This is a genomic window from Streptomyces sp. NPDC102274, from assembly GCF_044766385.1.
GTDB lineage: Bacteria > Actinomycetota > Actinomycetes > Streptomycetales > Streptomycetaceae > Streptomyces.
In genome coordinates, this window is sequence record NZ_JBIWLW010000007.1 from 1 (window position 1) to 20,401 (window position 20,401).

Genomic DNA, 20,401 nt, shown 5'->3' on the forward strand with positions numbered 1-20,401 from the left:
TGCAGGGGGGACCCTGTGGGAGAGTAGGACGCTGCCGAACAATTGTTGTGGGAATGCCCTGCACCTTCTGGTGCAGGGCATTTCTGCGTTCCGGGGTCTATATCTTGAGGTCGCAGCCGGTAATGGGCCGCCGAACTTCAATCAGCGGCCCATTGCAGGCTGCGGCTACGCACCCCCGCTCTCAGAGACGTCCCGCGGCCTTGAGCGCCAGATACACGTCGGCGAGGGCCGGAGCGAGGTTCTCCGGGGTGGCATCCACGACAGTGACGCCGTAGCGCTGCAATTGTTCTGCCGTACGACGTCGCTGAGCCTGTGCCTGTGTGCCGGCGGCAGCTTCGTAGACCGCGTCCACTGTGCCCCGCTCCCGGCTCATCTTTTCGACGTGAGGATCCGCGACGGACGCCACCAGGACCGTATGGCGGCGGGTCAACTGAGGCAGGACCGGCAGGAGCCCCTCCTCGATGGGTGCGGCGTCGAGGGTGGTGAGCAGCACGATGAGGGATCGACGTGGGGCGTTCTTGAGCGTGGCCGCGGTGAGGCCGCGCGCGTCCGTCTCCACGAGCTCCGGTTCGAGTGGCGCCAGAGCGTTCACCAGTGCGGGCAGAACGTCGCCCGACGCGTGGCCCCGGACCTGGGCGCGGGTGCGGCGGTCGTAGGCGAGGAGGTCCAGTCGATCGCCTGCTCGCGAGGCGAGCGCTGCGAGGAGCAGCGTGGCGTCCATGGCCGCGTCGAGACGGGGGACGTCGCCGACCCGGCCGGCTGAGGTGCGGCCGGTGTCGAGGACGACCAGGATGTGCCGGTCACGTTCGGGACGCCAGGTCCGTACGGCCACGGCCGACTGGCGCGCGGTGGCCCGCCAGTCGATGGACCGGGTGTCGTCACCGGGCACGTACGCGCGGAGGCTGTCGAACTCGGTGCCCTCGCCGCGGGTCAGCAGGCTCGTACGGCCGTCGAGTTCTCGTAGGCGAGCGAGCCTGGAGGGCAGGTGCTTGCGGCTGTGGAAGGGGGGCAGTACGCGCACGGTCCAGGGGACTTCGTGGTGGCCTTGGCGGGCCGCCAGACCCATGGGTCCGAACGAGCGCACCGTGACCCGTTCCGCCTTCCGGTCGCCGCGGCGGGTGGGTCGGAGCAGTGTGGTCAGCCGTCGGCGCTCGCCCGCCGGCACGGTCACCTCGTGCCGTGATGTCGCCTGTTCGGTGCCGGGGAGCCAGCTGCTGGGCGGCCACGCGTCGCGGAGTTGGGCGCGCAGGCTGCGGCCCGAGGGGTTGGTGAGGGTGAGATGGACCTCGGCGCCGTCACCAAGTCGAACTGACGTATCACCACTTCGGGTGAATCGGAGCGTTCGCACTGGTGCGGCGAGGGCGTAGTCGCACAGAATTGCTAGTGAGAGCGGGGCGTTGACGGCAAGAATGCCTGCCCAACTGGGGGCGAAGAGGCCGACGGGGAGTGAGCCGAGGGCCGCGAGCAGCGCGGTTCGTCCGGTGAGGGCCACGGGTTCACCGTCTCATCGGGGGACGGGGACATGGGCGAGGATCGCGGTGATGACGGAGTCTGTCGTGACGCCCTCCATCTCGGCCTCGGGCCGGAGTTGGACGCGATGGCGGAGTGTGGGGAGGGCCAGGGCTTTCACATCGTCGGGGGTGACGTAGTCCCGGCCGGTGAGCCAGGCCCAGGCGCGAGCGGTGGAGAGCAGGGCAGTGGCGCCTCGCGGTGAGACGCCAAGTGCGAGTGAGGGGGATTCACGAGTGGCACGGCAGATATCGACTACATAGCCCGCGATCTCGGCTGTGACGGTTGTCCTGGCGACTGCGGAGCGTGCCGCTTCCAGGTCGGCGGGCCCGGCGACGGGCCGTACCCCCGCGGCCTGGAGGTCACGTGGATTGAAGCCTTGCGCGTGGCGAGTCAGGACATTGACCTCGTCGTCGCGGGACGGCAGCGGGACGGTCAGTTTGAGGAGGAATCGGTCGAGCTGAGCCTCGGGGAGGGGGTAAGTGCCTTCGTACTCGACCGGGTTCTGGGTGGCCGCCACCAGGAACGGATCGGGCAGTGGCCGCGGGGTGCCGTCGACCGTGACCTGGCGCTCCTCCATCGCCTCCAGCAGCGCCGACTGGGTCTTGGGCGGCGTCCGGTTGATCTCGTCGGCCAGGAGCAGATTGGTGAAGACGGGACCTGGCTGGAAGGAGAACTCCGCGGTCCTCGCGTCGTAGACGAGGGAGCCGGTGATGTCACTCGGCATCAGATCGGGAGTGAACTGGACGCGCTTGGTATCAAGTTCGAGGGAGGCGGCGAGTGCCCGTACGAGGAGGGTCTTCGCTACGCCGGGGACTCCTTCGAGGAGCACGTGCCCTCGGCAGAGCAGGGCGACCACAAGCCCGGTGACGGCGGGGTCCTGGCCGACCACCGCCTTCGCGATCTCCGTGCGCAGGGCCTCGAGGGAAGCGCGGGCGCTGTCCGGGTTCCCGGCGTCACCGGTGGTCGCGGCGTTCTGTGCGGTCGGGGCACTCATGAGGTGCGTACCTCTCTTTCGAGGGCGTCGAGTTGGTCCGCGAGGCGGACAAGAGCGGCATCATCGGTCGGCGCCGGACCGAAGAGCAGGGTGCGCGGATCTTGGGTGGTGTCCGGGAGCCTGGCGGAGACGGCGGGGATCAGGACGTCGGGGGAGTGGGCGCCGGCCGGCGGTACGCCGAGGAGGGGCGCGAGGCGGTCGCGGGTCGCCGAGCGCAGGGCGGAGGCGGCGTGGTCCCTGGCGTTCGCCTTGCGGTAAAGGCGGGCGCGGCCCTCGGTGGACTCCGAGGCCCGGATGACGACGGGGAGTCGCTCGGCCACGAGCGGGCCCAGTCTGCGGGCACGCCAGACGGCGGCGAGCACCGCGGCCAGGAAGATCTGGAAGGCGCCCCAGAGCCAGCCGGAGGGGATGAGGCCGAGGAAGTCACTGTCGCCGCCGGTCTCGGCGGCGGATCCATCACTGAGCGAGGGGAGGTACCAGACGAGATGAGGCCGGGAGCCGAGGAGTTGAAGGGCCAGCGACGCGTTGCCGTGTTGGTCGAGGCGGTCGTTGTACAGGATGTCGGGAGAGCCGAGGAGAACGGTGTCACCGGCTTCGGTGCCGGTGTCCTTGATCCTGACCAGGGTCGGCACGCCGTCGCTCATGTAGCAGGCGTCGACGTCGGCGGTGTCGGTGACGTAGCGCTCACCGCCGATGTCGACGGTGCCCGCTCGGTCGGCGGCGGGCAGCGAGCAGCGCGGGGCTCGCGCCGAGACAGGCGTCGGGGTGTTCGTATGTACGCCGGGTGCCAGGGTGTCGACGGAGGGCGGACCGGCGCCGAGCAGGACGGTGCGGCCTCCCGAGGACGCTGTCGCCGTGTGCAGGGAGCGTTGCTGGCGTTCTGTCAGCAGGTCCGGGTTGGTGACGAGGAGTGTGGTGTCGGGGCCGACCGCGGCGGTGGCGTCGTCCAGGGTGGTGACGGGTTCGACGGAGACTCCACGGTCCTTGAGGAGTTCGGCCACGGCGCGGCTGCCGAACTGGTCGGCGGAGCGCGGGTCGAGGCGGCCGTGCTGGTCACCGGAGCTGAGGGCAGCCATGGTGATGCCGGCCGCGAGCAGGATGACGAACGCGAGGACCACTCCCCGGCTGCGGGTCCAGACCTGTCGGGTGGTGGGGGAGAGCGAAGAGGAGCTGATCGTGGAGGTCACTCGGCCGTTCCTCCGGAGGCGGTGCTCAGATGTGGCTTCGCGCTTTCCAGATCGAGATCGAGTGCGCTCAGCCGCCGGTATGTCTCCTCGTCGGAGGTGCGGCCTCCGTATGTGATGTCGTCGAATTCCCTAGCGGCCGTGCGCAGTCGGGCCGCGTGGTCGGGGAGCGGTCGGCCGGCTTCGGAGGCGGCCTCGTCGGCGGTGCGTCCGGGGCGGGGGTCGAGCAGGGCCCGTTCTTCCAGGGAGCGGACGATGGCGCGCATGCGTTCCTGGGCGGCCTGGTTCCAGCGTCCTGCGGCAGCGTGCGTTTCCGCGGTGGCGCGGTGTTCCGCCGCGCTGCGGGGGCCCTCGTCGAAGAGCGTGCGCGCTGTCCCCGGTATGCGGCGCGGGGTGCCCAGTCGCCACCAGAGGGCGGCGAAGAGCGCGACCACGATCAGCACGATGACGACGAGACCGAGCGGGCCGCCGGGAGCCGCGCCGGAGGCGGAGTCGAAGAGGTCACCGACCCACTCCCAGAAGCGATTGAGCGCGCGCTGGAGGAGGTTCGGGTCGTTCTCGTGGTACATCGGCCTGGACAGCTCTTGCTCCGCCGCTTCGCGGGCGGGAACGCGAGGAGTGTCCACCGGTATGCCGTCGTCTGTGCGGATCAGCCGCCGCGCGATTGCCGCTTCCCCCGTGATGGACACCGCGTCAGTTCCCCGGGGAACCGTGGCCCGGCGGCTGCGTTCCGTAGCCCGCCACGCCCGCGGCACGGGCCAGTTCGAGGTCGAGGGCCTCGCGCCGGATGCGCTGGTCGATGTAGAGGAGCACGGTCACGCCGGCGGAGATCGGATAGGTGATCGTGGAGGCGATCACCGAGCCGATGCCGGTGACGATCAGGTACGGCCAGCCGTAGTCCGGGCCGCTGCCGGAGTACAGGCCGGCGAGACCCTCGCTGTCTACCGCGGTGGCGGTGATCACGAACGGGATGGCGATGATCAGCGAGATCAGGAACGAAATCAGCACCGTGAGAAGCAGCACGCCGAAGGTGCGCCACCAGGCGCCCGTGACGAGCTTGGCGGAGCGGCGCATGGCGGACAGCACACTCTGGCGTTCCAGCATGAGCGCGGGGGACGCGAGGCTGAAGCGGACCATCAGCCACACGATGACGGCGAGGCCGGCCATTCCGCCGAGCGCGGTGAGCGCGGCCCCTCCGAGGGAGCCCATCAGCAGGCCGGGGAGCATCGCTACGGTCATGATCGCGGCGCTCATCAGCGGCAGCAGCAGGGTCAGGCCCAGCAGTTGCGGGAGCCGGGGACGGGCCTCGTTCCAGGCTTCCGAGAGGGTGACGGGGCGCCCCAGCACGGACCGGCTGATCACCACGGTGAGCACGGCCGTGGTGAACAGGGTGCCGATCACCAGGATCGCGAGCGACGGGATCTCGGACACGAGGGTGGACGAGAGCGAGTCGGCGGTCTGACTGAGGATTTCCGACGGGCTCGCGTTCGGGTCGAGTTCGACCGGCTCCGGGAGCAGGTAGCGGCGGAAGAGGATGTCGCTGATCTGGGAGATCACGGCGACGGCGAGGGTGACGCTGAGCACCACCCGCCAGTGGGTGCGCACGGTGGAGACGGCGCCGTCGAGGATCTCGCCGACCCCGAGAGGCCGGAGCGGGATGACACCCGGCTTGGCGGCGGGCGGCGGGCCCCAGCCATGACCGGGACCGCCGCCCTGGGCGGGCCCGCCCCAGCCCTGCGTGGGCCGGGGAACGGCGGGTCCTGTGCCGGGCGCGCTCGGCGGGGACCACTGACCGGGCGGCGGCTGCGCCGTGGACCACTTCGAGGAGGAGCCGGTGTCGTCGGCGGGCGCGGCGGGCCCGGGCACACCGGAATCCTGGCCTTCGGACGGGGCGGATCCGGGCGAGGCCCAGCCCGGAGTGTCGTTCACGGTCGTCCACCTCGCGGATTGGTTGCGGGGCCTGCTCGGCGAGCCGGCGCTTCAACAGCGCCCGTCCGCGGAGCGGGGCGGCGGGCTGGCAGCCATCGTGCCACGCGCCGCGCCCCGGTGGACCGGGGGCCGTATCTCCTTCTCGGCTCCGTCCTCGCCTTCATTGTCCGTGGCGAAGCGGGCAGACTGAGCGGATGGATGATCAGTACGCACGATCCCCGGCCGACTCCGGACCGCCCATGCTCCCCTCGATCCGCTGGGACGAGCCGCCGGAAGGGCCCGTACTGGTACTCCTCGACCAGACGAGACTTCCGGCCGAGGAGACCGAGCTGGTCTGCACGGACGTTCCGGCTCTGGTGCGGGCGATCAGGACGCTGGCGGTGCGCGGTGCGCCGCTGCTGGGCATCGCGGGCGCCTACGGGGTGGCGCTGGCCGCCGCACGGGGCTTCGACGTGGAGGACGCGGCGGAGCGGCTGGCCGGGGCGCGGCCCACCGCGGTGAACCTCGGCTACGGGGTGCGGCGGGCGCGTGACGCGTACCAGGCTGCGGTCGACAAGGGCGCCGATCCGGAGCAGGCGGGGGCCGCGGCGCTCGCCGAGGCCAGGCGGCTGCACCGCGAAGATGCCGAGGCCAGCACGCAGATGGGGGCGTTTGGGCTTACGCTCCTCGATGAACTGCTGCCGGGTGGCGGCCATCGGATCCTGACCCACTGCAATACCGGGGCGCTCGTCTCGGGTGGGGAGGGCACCGCGTTCGCCGTGGCGTTGTCGGCCCACCGGGCCGGCCGGCTGCGGCGCCTGTGGGTGGACGAGACCCGTCCGCTCCTCCAGGGCGCCCGGCTGACGGCGTACGAGGCGGCTCGCAACGGGATGGCGTACACATTGCTCACGGACAACGCGGCGGGTTCGCTCTTCGCGGCGGGGGAAGTGGACGCCGTCCTGATCGGGGCGGACCGGATCGCGGCCGACGGATCGGTGGCGAACAAGGTGGGGAGTTATCCGCTCGCGGTGCTGGCCAGGTACCACCATGTGCCGTTCGTCGTGGTCGCCCCGACCACGACGATCGACCTCGACACCCCCGACGGGGCGTCGATCGAAGTGGAGCAACGACCGGGGCAGGAGGTGACGGAGCTCATGCCGCCGCGCACAGCGGTGGCGGGAGTGGAGGCGGGAGGTGGGATGCCGGTGGCGCCGCTGGGAACGCAGGCGTTCAACCCGGCCTTCGATGTCACCCCTCCGGAACTGGTGACGGCGATCGTCACCGAGTACGGCGCGCTGTCTCCGGTGACCGGGGACGGAATCGCGGAGCTGTGTGCCAGGTCACGCCAGGGTAACGATGAGCTAATGGGATGATGTCGATATGAAGGGACGTGTCCTTGTCGTCGATGACGACACCGCACTGGCCGAGATGCTCGGCATTGTGCTGCGTGGTGAAGGTTTCGAGCCGTCGTTCGTAGCGGACGGTGACAAGGCACTCGCCGCCTTCCGCGAGGCCAAGCCGGATCTGGTGCTGCTGGATCTGATGCTGCCCGGCCGGGACGGTATTGAGGTGTGCCGGTTGATCAGGGCCGAGTCCGGGGTGCCCATCGTCATGCTCACGGCCAAGAGCGACACGGTCGATGTGGTGGTCGGGCTGGAGTCCGGGGCCGATGACTACATCGTCAAGCCGTTCAAGCCGAAGGAGCTGGTGGCGCGTATCAGGGCGCGGCTGCGCAGGTCCGAGGAGCCGGCGCCGGAGCAGTTGGCCATCGGCGATCTGGTCATCGATGTGGCGGGTCACTCGGTGAAGCGGGAGGGGCAGTCGATCGCCCTGACACCGCTGGAGTTCGACCTGCTGGTCGCGCTCGCCCGTAAGCCGTGGCAGGTGTTCACGCGTGAGGTGCTTCTGGAGCAGGTGTGGGGCTACCGGCACGCCGCGGACACCCGGCTGGTCAATGTGCATGTGCAGCGGCTGCGCTCCAAGGTCGAGAAGGACCCCGAGCGGCCCGAGATCGTGGTGACTGTCCGCGGGGTCGGTTACAAGGCGGGACCGAGCTGACATGACCGGCGGCAGCGCTGCTCCGAAGCCCGGTGAGCCGGGAGTCCGTGCGGGGCGGGCTGCCGGGCCGGGGCATGCGCTGGCCCGGTTCGTCCGGCTGTTCCAGAGCGGCAGGCTGCTTCAGGACGGCTCGCCCGGCGGACCCGTGCTGCGGCTCCTGGTGCGCTGGGTGCGGCGTCCGCTGCTGCCCGCCGTACGGCTGTGGCGGCGCAATATCCAGCTGAGGGTCGTCGCGGCCACGCTGCTGATGTCGCTCGGCGTGGTGCTGCTGCTCGGGTTCGTGGTCATCGGCCAGGTCCGTAACGGTTTGCTGGAGGCCAAGGAGAAGGCCGCCCAGAGCCAGGCGGCCGGCGGGTTCACCGTGGCGAAGGAGAAGGCCGACGCTCCGGCGGCGCCGGGAGCCCGGGAGGGCGACGGGACGAACGGCAGGTCGGGGAGGAACTCCGTCAACTGGCGGTCGGACCTCGTCGAACAGCTCGCCAGTGGCGGCCCGGGTGCGTTCAATGTGGTGGCGCTGAGCCTCGACGCGGCGGACGCCGTGTCCACGAGCCGGGCGCCGCGCGTCTCGGGCGGGGTGGACTTCGCCAGCGTTCCCGCGGATCTGCGGACGGAGGTCGCGCAGGGGACCGGGGCGTTCCAGGCGTATGCCCAGATCAAGTACACCGGGGCCACCGAGGCCCGGGACCCGGAGCCGGGGCTGATCATCGGCAAGCGGCTGAACGATGTCGACCGTAACGCGTACGAGCTGTACTACATATTTCCGCTGACGCAGGAAGAGCAGTCGCTCAATCTGGTGAAAGGCACGCTCGCCACGGCCGGGCTTTTCGTGGTCGTGCTGCTCGGGGCGATCGCCTGGCTGGTGGTGCGGCAGGTCGTCACCCCCGTACGGATGGCCGCGGGGATCGCCGAGCGGCTCTCCACCGGCCGTCTCCAGGAGCGGATGAAGGTCACCGGCGAGGACGACATCGCCCGTCTCGGTGAGGCCTTCAACAAGATGGCGCAGAACCTCCAGCTCAAGATCCAGCAGCTGGAGGAGCTCTCCAGGATGCAGAGGCGCTTCGTCTCCGATGTCTCGCACGAGCTGCGTACGCCTCTGACGACGGTCCGGATGGCCGCCGACGTCATCCATGAGGCACGCAGTGACTTCGATCCGGTGACGGCGCGCTCGGCCGAACTGCTCGGTGACCAGCTGGACCGCTTCGAGTCGCTGCTGTCGGATCTGCTGGAGATCAGCCGTTTCGACGCGGGCGCGGCGGCGCTGGAGGCCGAGCCGATAGATCTGCGTGAAGTGGTGCGCCGGGTGATCGGCGGCGCCGAGCCGCTGGCGGAGCGCAAGGGCAGCCGGATCCGGGTCCTCGGGGACGAGCAGCCCGTCGTCGCCGAGGCCGACGCGCGCCGGGTCGAGAGGGTGCTGCGCAATCTCGTCGTCAACGCCGTCGAGCACGGCGAGGGCCGGGATGTCGTGGTACGGCTGGGCGCGGCGGGCGGGGCGGTCGCGATCGCCGTGCGCGACTACGGCGTGGGGCTCAAGCCCGGCGAGGCGACACGGGTGTTCAACCGCTTCTGGCGGGCCGACCCGGCCCGTGCCAGGACGACCGGGGGGACCGGTCTCGGACTGTCGATCGCCGTCGAGGACGCACGGCTGCACGGCGGCTGGCTCCAGGCGTGGGGCGAGCCGGGCGGCGGCTCTCAGTTCCGGCTGACGCTGCCGCGTACGGCGGACGAGGCGCTGCGCGGCTCGCCCATACCGCTGGAGCCCGAGGACTCCCGGCGCAACCGCGAGCACGGTGGCGCCCAGGATCTCAAGGAGACCGCGCAGCGGCTGGCCAGTGTGCCGCTCCAGCCGGGTGCGGAGCGCTCCGCGGCGGCCGGAGTACCGGGTGCGTCCACTCCGCCCCGTACGACGGCGACGGTGGACCCGGCGGCTCTGCCCGGCAGCGGCGCGCGCGTGGTGGCGCGTCCCACGGGGGAACGGCCGCCCGAGAGCGAGCCCGATCGCTCCGATCACTCTGTACACCGGGCTCCGGAGCGGGAGGACACAATTCGTGGGCGCTGATCGCCGTCGTTATGGGCCGGGGAGCGCGGTCCGGACGCCGACGCTGCTGGCGGCCGTCGCCGCGCTGCTCGCCGGGTGCGCTTCGATCCCCGACAGCGGCGATGTCGAGCCGGTCAAGGCATCGCCGCCCGGTGAGTCCCAGGTCCGGGTGTATGCCGTGCCGCCCCGGGAGAAGGCGGAGCCCGACGAGATCGTCAACGGCTTCCTCGAAGCCATGACCAGTGACGATCCCGACTTCGCGATGGCCAGGAAGTATCTGACGAACAAGGCGTCGGAGTACTGGCGGCCGGGCGCCGGTACGACGGTGCTGCGCGCCGCTCCCGACCCGGCGGGCCCGAAGGAGCTTTCCGGCACCGACTCCTCCTCTCTCACCTATCCGCTGTACGGCGACCGGATCGCGGATGTGGACTCCGTACACGCCTACCAGCCGGCCGAACCGAGCGAGTACGCCGGGGAGATCAAGCTGGTCCAGCAGAATGTCGGGGGCGCCAAGGAGTGGCGCATCGACAGCCTGCCGCAGGGGCTGGTGCTCGGTGAGTCGGACTTTCAGCGCAACTACCGGTCGGTCAACAAGTATTACTTCGCGTCGGGGGAGAACTGGCTGGTCGCCGACCCCGTTTACATCCGTCAGCGAATAGACCCCACGACCCGGATGGATCCGGTGACCCAGGCGGTCAAGGTGCTGCTCGACGGGCCGACGAACTGGCTGAAGCCGGTGGTCGACTCGCCCTTCCCCGCCGGTACGGCGCTCCAGAAGGGCACCAAGTCGCTGGAGTTCGACGACCGCAACGCCCTCAAGGTGCCGCTGAACGACAAGGCGTCCAAGGCGGGCCGTACGCAGTGCCGGAAGATGGCGGCGCAACTGCTCTTCACCCTGCGGGATCTGACGTCCACACCTGTCGGGCAGGTCGAGCTGCTGGCCGACGGGTCCTCGCTCTGTGTGCTCAGCGGCGACCAGGCCGAGGAGTTCGCACCCGACCGCACCACCGGCCGACCCGACAATCCCTATTTCGTCGACGACCACGGGCGGCTGTCGCTGTTGCAGGCGGGTGCCGACGAGGCCGCCGACCGGTCGCATGTCATCGGGCCGTTCGGCAGCGGCGGCGTGAAGCTCGGTTCGGTCGCGGTGGCCCGCGACGAGAAGCGTGCTGCGGGTGTCACGGAGGACGCCAAATCGCTCTTTGTGTCTTCCATACTGTCGGACGGCGAGGTGGCTCCCGCGCTGGTGTCCAGCGACGGTCCGGCGCGCAGCCGGCTGTCTCCGCCGAGCTGGGACGGGCACGGCGATCTGTGGATCGCGGACCGGGACCCCCGCAAGCCGCGGCTGCTGCGGTTCGCGGAGGGCACCGGTACGCCGCTTCCGGTCACGGTCGAGGGGCTCGGCGACGGGCGTATCCAGGGGCTGCGGGTATCGGCGGACGGTGTACGCATCGCGCTGCTGGTGTCCGAGGGCGGACGCACCACGCTGCGGATCGGGCGGGTTGAGCGGAGCGGCTCGGTGGACGATCCGACGGTGTCCGTGGCGCAACTCCAGTCGGTGGCGCCGCAGATGGACACGGTGGCAGCGGTGTCCTGGGCAGGGCCGAGCCGGCTGGTGGTGGTCGGCAAGGAGTCCGGTGGTGTGCAGCAGATGCGCTACATCCAGACCGATGGATCGACCTCGGCCGCGAGTGTGCTGCCCGGTCTGAACCAGGTGACCGCGATCGCGGCGGCGAACGACGACCAGCAGCCGCTGGTGGCCGATTCCGATGACGCCGGGATCGTCCGGCTGCCCTCCGGGGGGAACTGGCAGACAATGGTCGAGGTGGGCTCGTCGCCCGTCTACCCCGGCTGACACGGGGCACCGGCCGCGGGAGACGTACGTGCCGGTCGGCGAAGACGTAACCGCCGGTCGCGGGAGACGTACGCGCTGGACGGGGTCTTTCGGGGGTGCGCGGGAGCGGGCGCCCGGGGGTGTGCCGGAACGAACCGGATCTTGGCCTGAACGAGTTGTCCACAGGGGTGGCCGGGCGCCCTCGTCGTTGGCACAGTGGTGTCATGCGGGCGTGGTGGCGGGAGATCACCGGCCTGGTGCTGCCTGCCGCCTGTGGCGGCTGCGGGAGCCCCAGGACACCTCTGTGCGAGGACTGCGGACGGGCCCTTTACGGCACCTGGCCGTGCCGGGTACGGCCGGCGCCGGAGCCCGTGGGACTGCCGGCCGTCCATGCCGCGGCGCCGTATGAGGACGCCGTACGGGCCGTGCTGCTGGCGCACAAGGAGCGCGGGGCGCTCGGGATGGCCGCGCCGCTGGGGCGGGCCCTGGCCGGGGCCGTACGGGCCGCCGCGCCGCCGGGTACGGGGGTCGGTCCGCTGCTGCTGGTGCCGGTGCCGTCCACGCGCCGCGCGGTCGGGGCGCGTGGACACGACGCGGCCCGCAGGATCGCGCTGGCCGCCGCCGGTGACCTGCGGCGCGGAGACAGGCCGTGCCGGGTCCTTCCGGTGCTGCGGCAGCGGCGCGCGGTGGCCGACCAGACGGGCCTCGGTGCCCGTCAGCGGCTGGCGAATCTGTCCGGCGCGCTGGAGGTCGCCGTCGGAGGCGCGCGGCTGCTGAAGGGCGGCAGGGTGGTGCTGGTGGACGATCTCATGACGACGGGTGCCTCGCTCGTCGAGGCGGCGAGGGCACTGCGTGCCGCGACCGGCCCCGGCATTCCGGGATTCGGCCAGGTGACCGCGGCAGTTGTCGCCGCGCCGCCGCTCTCCTTCGAAATAAACCGGAACTGACCGGAAGCGTGCATCGTTGCCGATAAAGAGGGCAGGAAAACAACTGAACAGAGGTACGTGCCGGTAGCGGGTGCCGACACCCGCCCGGGAGGTCTATGTTCGGATAAGAGGAGTGATGCGAGTCATGACTCGCTGAATACCCCGTGTTGCGTCGGCTTTTTCAGAACCTCGGAAGTTCGGGGATGGGGATCATGCCGATGGGGGAGGAGGAGGTGAAAGTCGCCAAGTCCGAGGCTCCGGTGATTACCGGGGCCTGGTGCAACAGGGAGTAACTCCGCAGCGAGGCGGAGTGATCCGGGAACGGAGTTCTGCGTGGACATCGTCGTCAAGGGCCGCAAGACAGAGGTGCCCGAGCGGTTCCGCAAGCACGTGGCCGAGAAGCTGAAGCTGGAGAAGATCCAGAAGCTCGACGGCAAGGTGATCAGCCTCGACGTCGAGGTGTCCAAGGAGCACAATCCGCGGCAGGCCGACCGGTGCGACCGGGTGGAGATCACGCTCCACTCCCGCGGCCCCGTGATTCGCGCGGAGGCGGCCGCGGCCGATCCGTACGCGGCGCTCGATCTGGCCACCGGCAAGCTGGAGGCACGGCTGCGCAAGCAGCACGAGAAGCGCCACAACCGCCGGGGGAACGGCCGGTTGTCGGCAGCCGAGGTCGTCGAGGTCGTTCCTGGGGTCGCCCAGTTGAACGCGAACGGCGAGACCGCGGCGGAGGAGGCGGCACAGGCCGTTCCCACCACGATGGTCTGTTCTCTTGAGGTGCAGGGCGAGGGACCGCTCGTGGTGCGGGAGAAGACCCATGTCGCCGCACCGATGACGCTCGATCAGGCGCTCTACGAAATGGAGCTGGTCGGGCACGACTTCTATCTGTTCGTCGATTCCGACACCAAGGAACCCAGCGTCGTCTACCGGCGCCATGCCTACGACTACGGCGTCATTCATCTCAGGACGGACCCGTTCGCCGGATCGGAAGCGGGCGGCGCGGGCGGCGCCCTCGGCGGCTGACGCACCGGCCGGGACCGCCGGAAACCGGCCGGAATAAGGCCGGAATTCGTGCCCCCGCGGTGCCCCTGAGCGCCCCTCGGGGCCTCAGGGGCACCGTTGCGCGCCCCCAACGACCATCGCTTCGGCGTCCGGGCATGAAATCATGGCGTCGCGGCCAACACGTGGCCCGCGAACTGCGGTTGGCCGGTCCCCGGGAAATTCGGGCCATGGCCTTCAGGGGAGGGAACGATGGCGGACAGCTTCGGTCCGGTGCATCACGCGAGCGATGCCGACGACACGATCGGCGGCGCCCGGTCCGATGCCGCCGCGGAACGGGGTGACTCCCCGAGGGAGCCGATCCGGGTCCTCGTTGTGGACGACCACGCCCTCTTCCGCCGCGGACTGGAGATCGTCCTCGCCCAGGAGGAGGACATCCAGGTCGTCGGAGAGGCCGGCGACGGCGCGGAGGCCGTCGACAAGGCCGCCGATCTGCTGCCGGACATCGTGCTGATGGATGTACGGATGCCCAAGCGCGGCGGGATCGAGGCCTGTACCTCCATCAAGGAGGTGGCCCCCAGTGCCAAGATCATCATGCTGACGATCAGCGACGAGGAAGCCGACCTCTACGACGCGATCAAGGCGGGCGCCACCGGCTATCTCCTCAAGGAAATCTCCACCGATGAAGTGGCCACCGCGATCCGCGCCGTGGCCGACGGTCAGTCACAGATCAGCCCGTCGATGGCGTCCAAATTGCTGACCGAGTTCAAATCGATGATTCAGCGCACGGACGAACGCAGGCTCGTTCCGGCGCCGCGCCTCACCGATCGTGAACTGGAAGTCCTCAAGCTGGTCGCCACGGGAATGAACAACCGTGATATCGCCAAGGAGTTGTTCATCTCCGAGAACACGGTGAAGAACCATGTCCGCAACATCCTGGAGAAGCTGCAACTGCACTCCCGGATGGAAGCCGTGGTCTATGCGATGCGGGAGAAGATCCTCGAAATCCGCTGACGCTGTCCAGGCATCCGGGCACAGCGGCGTATCCGGCCCGACGGATCCGGCCCGGTGTATCCGGCCCCGGTGACGGCGCTCAGAGCGCGGTGAGCGCGTCCACCAGCGGGCCGCGCAGCGCGGGCGTGTCGACCCGCTCCACCCGCACGTCCGAGCAGCCGACCCACTCCGCGGCCTCCCGCAGCGCCTGGGCCATCGCCGGCACGGCCCTGGGAGTCTCCAGGGACACCTGCTTCGCCACGAGCGTCTTCCCCTCGCGCGCCGGGTCGACACGGCCCAGCAGCTTTCCCCCGGACAGCAGCGGCATCGCGAAGTAGCCGTACACCCGCTTGGGCTTGGGGACGTACGCCTCCAGCCGGTGGGTGAAGCCGAAGATCCGCTCCGTGCGGGCCCGCTCCCAGATGAGGGAGTCGAAGGGCGACAGCAGCGTCGTGCGGTGCCGCCCCCTCGGTACGGTCGCCAGCGCCTCCGGGTCGGCCCAGGCCGGCTTCCCCCAGCCCTCGACCGTCACCGGCACCAGCCCCGAGTCCGCGATCACGGCGTCGACCTGCTCGCCCTTGAGACGGTGGTAGTCGGCGATATCGGCGCGCGTACCGACACCGAGGGACTGGCCCGCGAGCCGTACGAGCCGGCGCAGACATTCCGTGTCGTCCAGATCGTCGTGGAGGAACTCGTCGGGGACGGCCCGCTCCGCGAGGTCGTAGACCCGCTTCCAGCTGCGCCGCCCGGTGCACACCACCTCGCCGTACATGAGCGCGCGCTCGACGGCGACCTTCGCCTCGGACCAGTCCCACCACGGCCCGCCGTTCTTGGCGCCGCCCAGTTCCGTGGCGGTCAGCGGGCCCTCCGACTCCAGCTGCTTGATCACCGTGTCGTAGGCGCCGTCCGCCAGCTCGTGGTACCAGTGCGGGCGGGCGCGGTAGGCGCGCCTGCGGAAGGCGAAGTGCGGCCACTCCTCGACCGGCAGGATGCACGCCGCGTGCGACCAGTACTCGAAGGCGTGCGGCTGTGACGGTGACGTACCGGCCGGGGCCGGGGTCCAGTACGCGTCCTCGACCGTCCTGCGGCCGACGGCGCCCAGGCGCGCGTACGGAATCAGTTCGTGCGACCGCGCCAGCACCGAGATCGTGTCCAGCTGGACGGCTCCGAGATGGCGCAGCACGCCCCGCACCCCGCCGCGCCGGTCGGGGGCGCCGAGGAATCCCTGGGCGCGCAGCGCTATCCGGCGGGTCTCGTCGGCGGACAGCTCGGTAGTGGCGGGCGGCACAGTCGTCATGAACCGCACGATAGACGCCGGCACTGACAGTCAGGCCCGCGCGGGCCTGTTCAAGCCCTCGGCGGACACACCCGGGCCCCCGCGCCATCCACCGGCACATTGCTCTCCTGAAACCTCCTGGGAGGGCAGGTACGGGTGGGCGCCCGGCAGCCCCAGATCGGACGGGAGCAGCGCGCCTATCCAGACGTCCCGCAGCGTGTCCCTGTTGAGCAGCGCGGCGCGCAGCACGCCCTCCATCACGAAACCGGTCTTCTCCGCGACGGCGCGCGAAGCCACGTTCCCGGCCTCGGCGCGCCACTCCAGGCGCTGGGCGCCCAGCTCCGTGAAGGCCCAGTGGGCCACCGCCCGCACGGCTTCGGCCGTATAGCCCCGGCCGCGGTGTTCCCGCGCCGTCCAGTAGCCGATCTCCCAGGTGCCCGTCTGGGAGTGCGCGTTGACCGCACCCATCACCGGGCCCCCGTCCCGGGGCACCACGCCGAAGGTGCAGTTGGTCCCCGTCCGCCAGCCGTCCGGGACCAAGCACGTGATGAAGTGCTCCGCGTGCTGCCGCTCGTACGGTGCGGGAACCGGGACCCAGCGCTGGATCTCGGGGTCCTGGCAGGCCGCGAGGACATCATTGACGTCATCCGGTGTGAGGGGGCGCAGCAGCAGGCGCTCGGTGGTGAGGGTGACGGGTTCCATAGCCGGATTCTGCTGAGCGGGGTCCCCCCGGCACGAGTGCTTTTCCCTTCTCACCGGCACCTTCCACGGGTCCCGCGCGTTCTCCTTGCGGGTGTCGGCGGGCCCGCGTGACCTCGGCCCTCCCGGCACGGGCGGGTCCTCGCTTACGATGGCCGTTGCGGTGGGGCCCGCCTGCCGCGCCCGTGTCCGTATCCGACCCACGTGCCAGGCCCGACCGGCAAGGAGACCAACCTCAGTGTCCGTCTTCAACAAGCTCATGCGTGCAGGCGAAGGCAAGATCCTGCGCAAACTGCACCGCATCGCGGACCAGGTCAACTCCATCGAAGAGGATTTCGTAACCCTCTCCGACGCCGAGTTGAGGGCGCTCACCGCTGAGTACAAAGAGCGGTACGCCGACGGCGAGAGCCTTGACGACCTGCTCCCCGAGGCCTTCGCGACCGTCCGCGAGGCGGCCAAGCGCGTCCTCGGCCAGCGTCACTACGACGTGCAGCTGATGGGCGGCGCCGCCCTGCACCTCGGCTATGTCGCAGAGATGAAGACCGGTGAGGGCAAGACCCTCGTCGGCACGCTGCCCGCGTATCTCAACGCGCTGTCCGGCAAGGGCGTCCACCTGATCACGGTGAACGACTACCTGGCCGAGCGTGACTCCGAGATGATGGGCCGCGTCCACAATTTCCTGGACCTCAAGGTCGGCTGCATCCTGGCGAACATGTCGCCCGCGCAGCGACGTGAGCAGTACGCCTGCGACATCACGTACGGCACGAACAACGAGTTCGGGTTCGACTACCTGCGCGACAACATGGCGTGGTCCCAGGAGGAGCTGGTCCAGCGCGGCCACAACTACGCCATCGTCGACGAGGTCGACTCGATCCTCGTGGACGAGGCCCGTACGCCGCTGATCATCTCCGGCCCCGCCGACCAGGCCACCAAGTGGTACGGCGACTTCGCCAAGCTGGTCACCCGGCTGACGAGGGGCGAGGCGGGCAACCCGCTCAAGGGCGTCGACGAGACCGGCGACTACGAGGTCGACGAGAAGAAGCGCACCGTGGCCATTCATGAGTCCGGTGTGTCCAAGGTCGAGGACTGGCTGGGCATCGACAACCTGTACGAGTCGGTGAACACCCCGCTCGTCGGTTATCTGAACAACGCCATCAAGGCCAAGGAACTGTTCAAGAACGACAAGGACTATGTCGTCATCGACGGCGAAGTCATGATCGTCGACGAGCACACCGGCCGTATCCTCGCCGGCCGCCGCTACAACGAGGGCATGCACCAGGCGATCGAGGCGAAGGAAGGGGTGGACATCAAGGACGAGAACCAGACCCTCGCCACGATCACCCTGCAGAACTTCTTCCGCCTCTACGGCAAGCTCTCCGGCATGACCGGTACGGCCATGACCGAGGCCGCCGAGTTCCACCAGATCTACAAGCTGGGCGTCGTGCCGATCCCGACGAACCGGCCCATGGTCCGCATGGACCAGTCCGACCTGATCTACCGCACCGAGGTCGCCAAGTTCGCGGCGGTCGTGGACGACATCGCCGAGAAGCACGAGAAGGGTCAGCCGATCCTGGTCGGCACCACCTCGGTCGAGAAGTCCGAGTACCTCTCGCAGCAGCTCAACAAGCGCGGTGTCCAGCACGAGGTGCTCAACGCCAAGCAGCACGACCGGGAAGCGACGATCGTCGCCCAGGCCGGCCGCAAGGGTGCCGTCACCGTCGCCACGAACATGGCCGGACGCGGTACGGACATCAAGCTCGGTGGCAACCCCGACGATCTCGCCGAGGCGGAGCTGCGCCAGCGCGGCCTGGACCCCGTCGAGCATGTCGAGGAGTGGGCCGCCGCCCTGCCGGCCGCGCTGGAGAAGGCCGAGCAGGCGGTGAAGGCGGAGTTCGAGGAGGTCAAGGACCTCGGCGGGCTGTACGTCCTGGGCACCGAGCGGCACGAGTCGCGCCGTATCGACAACCAGCTGCGCGGTCGTTCCGGACGTCAGGGCGACCCCGGCGAGTCCCGCTTCTATCTCTCCCTCGGCGACGACCTGATGCGGCTGTTCAAGGCGCAGATGGTCGAGCGCGTGATGGCCATGGCCAATGTGCCGGACGACGTCCCGATCGAGAACAAGATGGTGACGCGCGCCATCGCCTCCGCCCAGTCCCAGGTCGAGCAGCAGAACTTCGAGACGCGTAAGAACGTCCTGAAGTACGACGAGGTGCTCAACCGGCAGCGTGAGGTCATCTACGGCGAGCGACGCCGCGTCCTGGAGGGCGAGGACCTCCAGGAGCAGGTGCGCCACTTCATGGACGACACGATCGACGCGTACATCCAGGCGGAGACCGTCGAGGGCTTCGCCGAGGAGTGGGACCTCGACCGGCTGTGGGGAGCCTTCAAGCAGCTCTACCCGACGAAGGCCACGGTGGAGGAGCTGGAGGAGACGGCGGGCGACCGCGCCGGGATCACCGCCGAGTTCATCGCGGAGTCCGTCAAGGACGACATCTACGCCCAGTACGAGGAGCGCGAGAACCAGCTCGGCTCGGACATCATGCGCGAGCTGGAGCGGCGCGTGGTGCTGTCCGTCCTGGACCGCAAGTGGCGTGAGCACCTCTACGAGATGGACTACCTCCAGGAGGGCATCGGCCTGCGCGCCATGGCGCAGAAGGACCCGCTGGTCGAGTACCAGCGCGAGGGCTTCGACATGTTCAACGCCATGATGGAGGGCATCAAGGAGGAGTCCGTCGGCTACCTGTTCAACCTGGAGGTCCAGGTCGAGCAGCAGGTCGAGGAGGTCCCGGTGCAGGACGCGGCCGAGCGTCCCTCGCTCGCCAAGAAGGACGACGCGGTGCCCGCCGGCGCCTCCCGTCCGGAGATCCGCGCGAAGGGCCTCGACGCGCCGCAGCGGCCCGACCGGCTGCACTTCTCCGCTCCCACGGTGGACGGCGAGGGCGGCATCGTCGAGGGCGACTTCCAGAGCGCCGAGGGGCCGACGCGGTCGACGTCGGACGGGATGACGCGCGCGGAGCGCCGTAAGGCGCAGAAGGGCACGAGCGGCGGGCGTCGGCGCAAGAAGTAAGCCGCCGCCGGAAGCGATGACGGACGAGGGCGGGCCGGGGCGCATAGCGAGTGCGCGCCCCGGCCCGTCCTCATGTGCGCCGCCATGTCCGTCCCCCCGTTGTGCGCCGCCATGTCCGTCCTCCCGTCCGTCCTCGGTCCGTTCCACCATCCGGTGCCCGTCCGTTCTCAGGTGCGCTCTCCGCCGAGCTCGACCGCCGCGCAGCGCCAGCGCTGGTCGGCGCCCTGTTCGAGCCGGAAGGCCATGGCGCGTACCTGATCGCCCGCGGAGATGCTGGCGGCGGCCTCGACCGCTCCCGGGCGCGGCTGGAAGGCGCGGCAGGTACGGATGACGGGACGGGCGCCCCGTGCCCTGAGCGGGGTGCCGGGCGCGAGGCGGACGAGTTGTTCGTACGCCTCGCCAATGGTCTGGCCGAGCATCCAGTGCACGGGGCGGTGACCGCTGAGGACGGCGAGCAGGCGCTCCGCGAAGAGTTCGTGCGGCGGCGGGAGGTGCGGGCGCCGCTGCGGGCGTACGGCGCCCGGCCTGCGCTGGTCGCGCCGGCCGGGCGGCCTCGCGGCGGCGGTGGCCCGGGTCCTCGTCGTGCCGGTCCCCGTGGTGGTGCCGGTCGGAGTGGTGGTACTGGTCGTGTTCACGCAGATCGCCCCCGTTCTGTCCGGCCCGGTTCGAATACCGGCCGGTAACTTCTGTTGGGGGATCTTTTACGGGCCCTTGGGGGACGCCCGCAAGACCGGTGGGGACGCGGAGCGCTCGGAGCCGAAATCACCTATCCGGATGACCGGCGGACGATACCGGGCCCGGTGACGAGGTGGCGTGCGGTTCCTGGTGGACGCCCGGGGGCTCCATGAGCGTCACCCCGAAGAGGGACTCCCGCACGTATCCTTAGGTGCTCTCCCGACTACGAAAGCGACCAGCG

16 protein-coding genes are annotated in these 20,401 nt (G+C 70.0%); 8 read left to right on the top strand and 8 right to left on the bottom strand.

Annotated features, from left to right (window positions below; translation table 11 throughout):
- Positions 1–181 precede the first annotated feature (181 nt).
- From ACIRQP_RS11800 to ACIRQP_RS11820, 5 genes are read right to left on the bottom strand one after another with little or no spacing between them, the layout of a single operon-like run.
- Positions 182–1,492: a DUF58 domain-containing protein gene (locus ACIRQP_RS11800; RefSeq protein WP_403887190.1), complete on the bottom strand. Its 1,311-nt coding sequence runs from the start codon at positions 1,490–1,492 to the stop codon at positions 182–184.
- A gap of 12 nt (positions 1,493–1,504) precedes the next feature.
- Positions 1,505–2,506 carry an AAA family ATPase gene (locus ACIRQP_RS11805; protein WP_403887192.1) on the bottom strand — a complete coding sequence of 334 codons (1,002 nt, stop codon included), beginning with the start codon at positions 2,504–2,506 and terminating at the stop codon, positions 1,505–1,507.
- Positions 2,503–3,693, bottom strand: a complete 1,191-nt coding sequence (locus tag ACIRQP_RS11810) for a DUF4350 domain-containing protein (RefSeq protein ID WP_403887195.1) — start codon at positions 3,691–3,693, stop codon at positions 2,503–2,505. The genes ACIRQP_RS11805 and ACIRQP_RS11810 overlap by 4 nt, the downstream gene beginning before the upstream one ends.
- Complete coding sequence (locus ACIRQP_RS11815; protein WP_403887198.1) at positions 3,690–4,379, bottom strand: DUF4129 domain-containing protein; 690 nt, start codon at positions 4,377–4,379, stop codon at positions 3,690–3,692. The genes ACIRQP_RS11810 and ACIRQP_RS11815 overlap by 4 nt, the downstream gene beginning before the upstream one ends.
- A 4-nt stretch (positions 4,380–4,383) precedes the next feature.
- Positions 4,384–5,619: a glycerophosphoryl diester phosphodiesterase membrane domain-containing protein gene (locus ACIRQP_RS11820; protein ID WP_403887200.1), complete on the bottom strand. Its 1,236-nt coding sequence runs from the start codon at positions 5,617–5,619 to the stop codon at positions 4,384–4,386.
- A 194-nt stretch (positions 5,620–5,813) separates the two neighbouring features.
- Here ACIRQP_RS11820 and mtnA point away from each other — a divergent pair, with 194 nt between their 5' ends.
- The 7 genes from mtnA (at position 5,814) to ACIRQP_RS11855 (ending at position 14,464) form a co-directional block, all read left to right on the top strand.
- Positions 5,814–6,971: an S-methyl-5-thioribose-1-phosphate isomerase gene (gene mtnA, locus ACIRQP_RS11825; protein ID WP_403887204.1), complete on the top strand. Its 1,158-nt coding sequence runs from the start codon at positions 5,814–5,816 to the stop codon at positions 6,969–6,971.
- A gap of 7 nt (positions 6,972–6,978) precedes the next feature.
- Positions 6,979–7,656, top strand: a complete 678-nt coding sequence (mtrA, locus tag ACIRQP_RS11830; RefSeq protein ID WP_005486885.1) for a two-component system response regulator MtrA — start codon at positions 6,979–6,981, stop codon at positions 7,654–7,656.
- A 1-nt stretch (position 7,657) separates the two neighbouring features.
- Positions 7,658–9,712 (top strand): MtrAB system histidine kinase MtrB, encoded by a 2,055-nt coding sequence (gene mtrB, locus ACIRQP_RS11835; protein ID WP_403887207.1) that lies wholly within the window; start codon positions 7,658–7,660, stop codon positions 9,710–9,712.
- Complete coding sequence (locus tag ACIRQP_RS11840) at positions 9,702–11,546, top strand: LpqB family beta-propeller domain-containing protein (RefSeq protein WP_403887210.1); 1,845 nt, start codon at positions 9,702–9,704, stop codon at positions 11,544–11,546. The genes mtrB and ACIRQP_RS11840 overlap by 11 nt, the downstream gene beginning before the upstream one ends.
- A 203-nt stretch (positions 11,547–11,749) precedes the next feature.
- Positions 11,750–12,472 (top strand): ComF family protein, encoded by a 723-nt coding sequence (locus ACIRQP_RS11845; RefSeq protein ID WP_403887213.1) that lies wholly within the window; start codon positions 11,750–11,752, stop codon positions 12,470–12,472.
- A 312-nt stretch (positions 12,473–12,784) separates the two neighbouring features.
- Positions 12,785–13,474 carry a ribosome hibernation-promoting factor, HPF/YfiA family gene (gene hpf / locus ACIRQP_RS11850; protein ID WP_403887215.1) on the top strand — a complete coding sequence of 230 codons (690 nt, stop codon included), beginning with the start codon at positions 12,785–12,787 and terminating at the stop codon, positions 13,472–13,474.
- 228 nt (positions 13,475–13,702) lie between these two features.
- Positions 13,703–14,464, top strand: coding sequence for a response regulator (locus tag ACIRQP_RS11855; RefSeq protein ID WP_403887218.1), 762 nt, complete (start codon positions 13,703–13,705; stop codon positions 14,462–14,464).
- A gap of 79 nt (positions 14,465–14,543) precedes the next feature.
- On the opposite strand, the gene ACIRQP_RS11860 is transcribed toward ACIRQP_RS11855, so the two are convergent.
- Together ACIRQP_RS11860 and ACIRQP_RS11865 are read right to left on the bottom strand one after the other, a co-directional pair.
- Positions 14,544–15,740, bottom strand: coding sequence for a winged helix-turn-helix domain-containing protein (locus ACIRQP_RS11860; RefSeq protein ID WP_403887221.1), 1,197 nt, complete (start codon positions 15,738–15,740; stop codon positions 14,544–14,546).
- Positions 15,741–15,770: 30 nt separating this feature from the next.
- On the bottom strand, positions 15,771–16,421 hold the full coding sequence (locus tag ACIRQP_RS11865) for a GNAT family N-acetyltransferase (protein WP_403887224.1): 651 nt from the start codon (positions 16,419–16,421) through the stop codon (positions 15,771–15,773).
- Between the two features lie 235 nt (positions 16,422–16,656).
- On the opposite strand from ACIRQP_RS11865, the gene secA reads away from it, so the two are divergent.
- Entirely contained in the window at positions 16,657–19,485 is a 2,829-nt protein-coding gene (gene secA, locus ACIRQP_RS11870) for a preprotein translocase subunit SecA (protein ID WP_403887227.1), read from the top strand.
- A 167-nt stretch (positions 19,486–19,652) separates the two neighbouring features.
- Here the strand turns inward: secA and ACIRQP_RS11875 are convergent, their stop codons facing one another.
- Complete coding sequence (locus tag ACIRQP_RS11875) at positions 19,653–20,120, bottom strand: Rv3235 family protein (protein WP_403887230.1); 468 nt, start codon at positions 20,118–20,120, stop codon at positions 19,653–19,655.
- Positions 20,121–20,401: the final 281 nt, after the last annotated feature.

Excerpts from the sequence above, each read along its gene's own strand:
- mtnA (WP_403887204.1), top strand. The coding sequence starts at position 5,814 with ATGGATGATCAGTACGCACGATCCCCGGCCGACTCCGGACCGCCCATG.
- ACIRQP_RS11855 (WP_403887218.1), top strand. The coding sequence starts at position 13,703 with ATGGCGGACAGCTTCGGTCCGGTGCATCACGCGAGCGATGCCGACGAC.
- ACIRQP_RS11805 (WP_403887192.1), bottom strand. The coding sequence starts at position 2,506 with ATGAGTGCCCCGACCGCACAGAACGCCGCGACCACCGGTGACGCCGGG.
- ACIRQP_RS11845 (WP_403887213.1), top strand. The coding sequence starts at position 11,750 with ATGCGGGCGTGGTGGCGGGAGATCACCGGCCTGGTGCTGCCTGCCGCC.
- ACIRQP_RS11860 (WP_403887221.1), bottom strand. The coding sequence starts at position 15,740 with ATGACGACTGTGCCGCCCGCCACTACCGAGCTGTCCGCCGACGAGACC.
- mtrA (WP_005486885.1), top strand. The coding sequence starts at position 6,979 with ATGAAGGGACGTGTCCTTGTCGTCGATGACGACACCGCACTGGCCGAG.
- mtrB (WP_403887207.1), top strand. The coding sequence starts at position 7,658 with ATGACCGGCGGCAGCGCTGCTCCGAAGCCCGGTGAGCCGGGAGTCCGT.
- ACIRQP_RS11865 (WP_403887224.1), bottom strand. The coding sequence starts at position 16,421 with ATGGAACCCGTCACCCTCACCACCGAGCGCCTGCTGCTGCGCCCCCTC.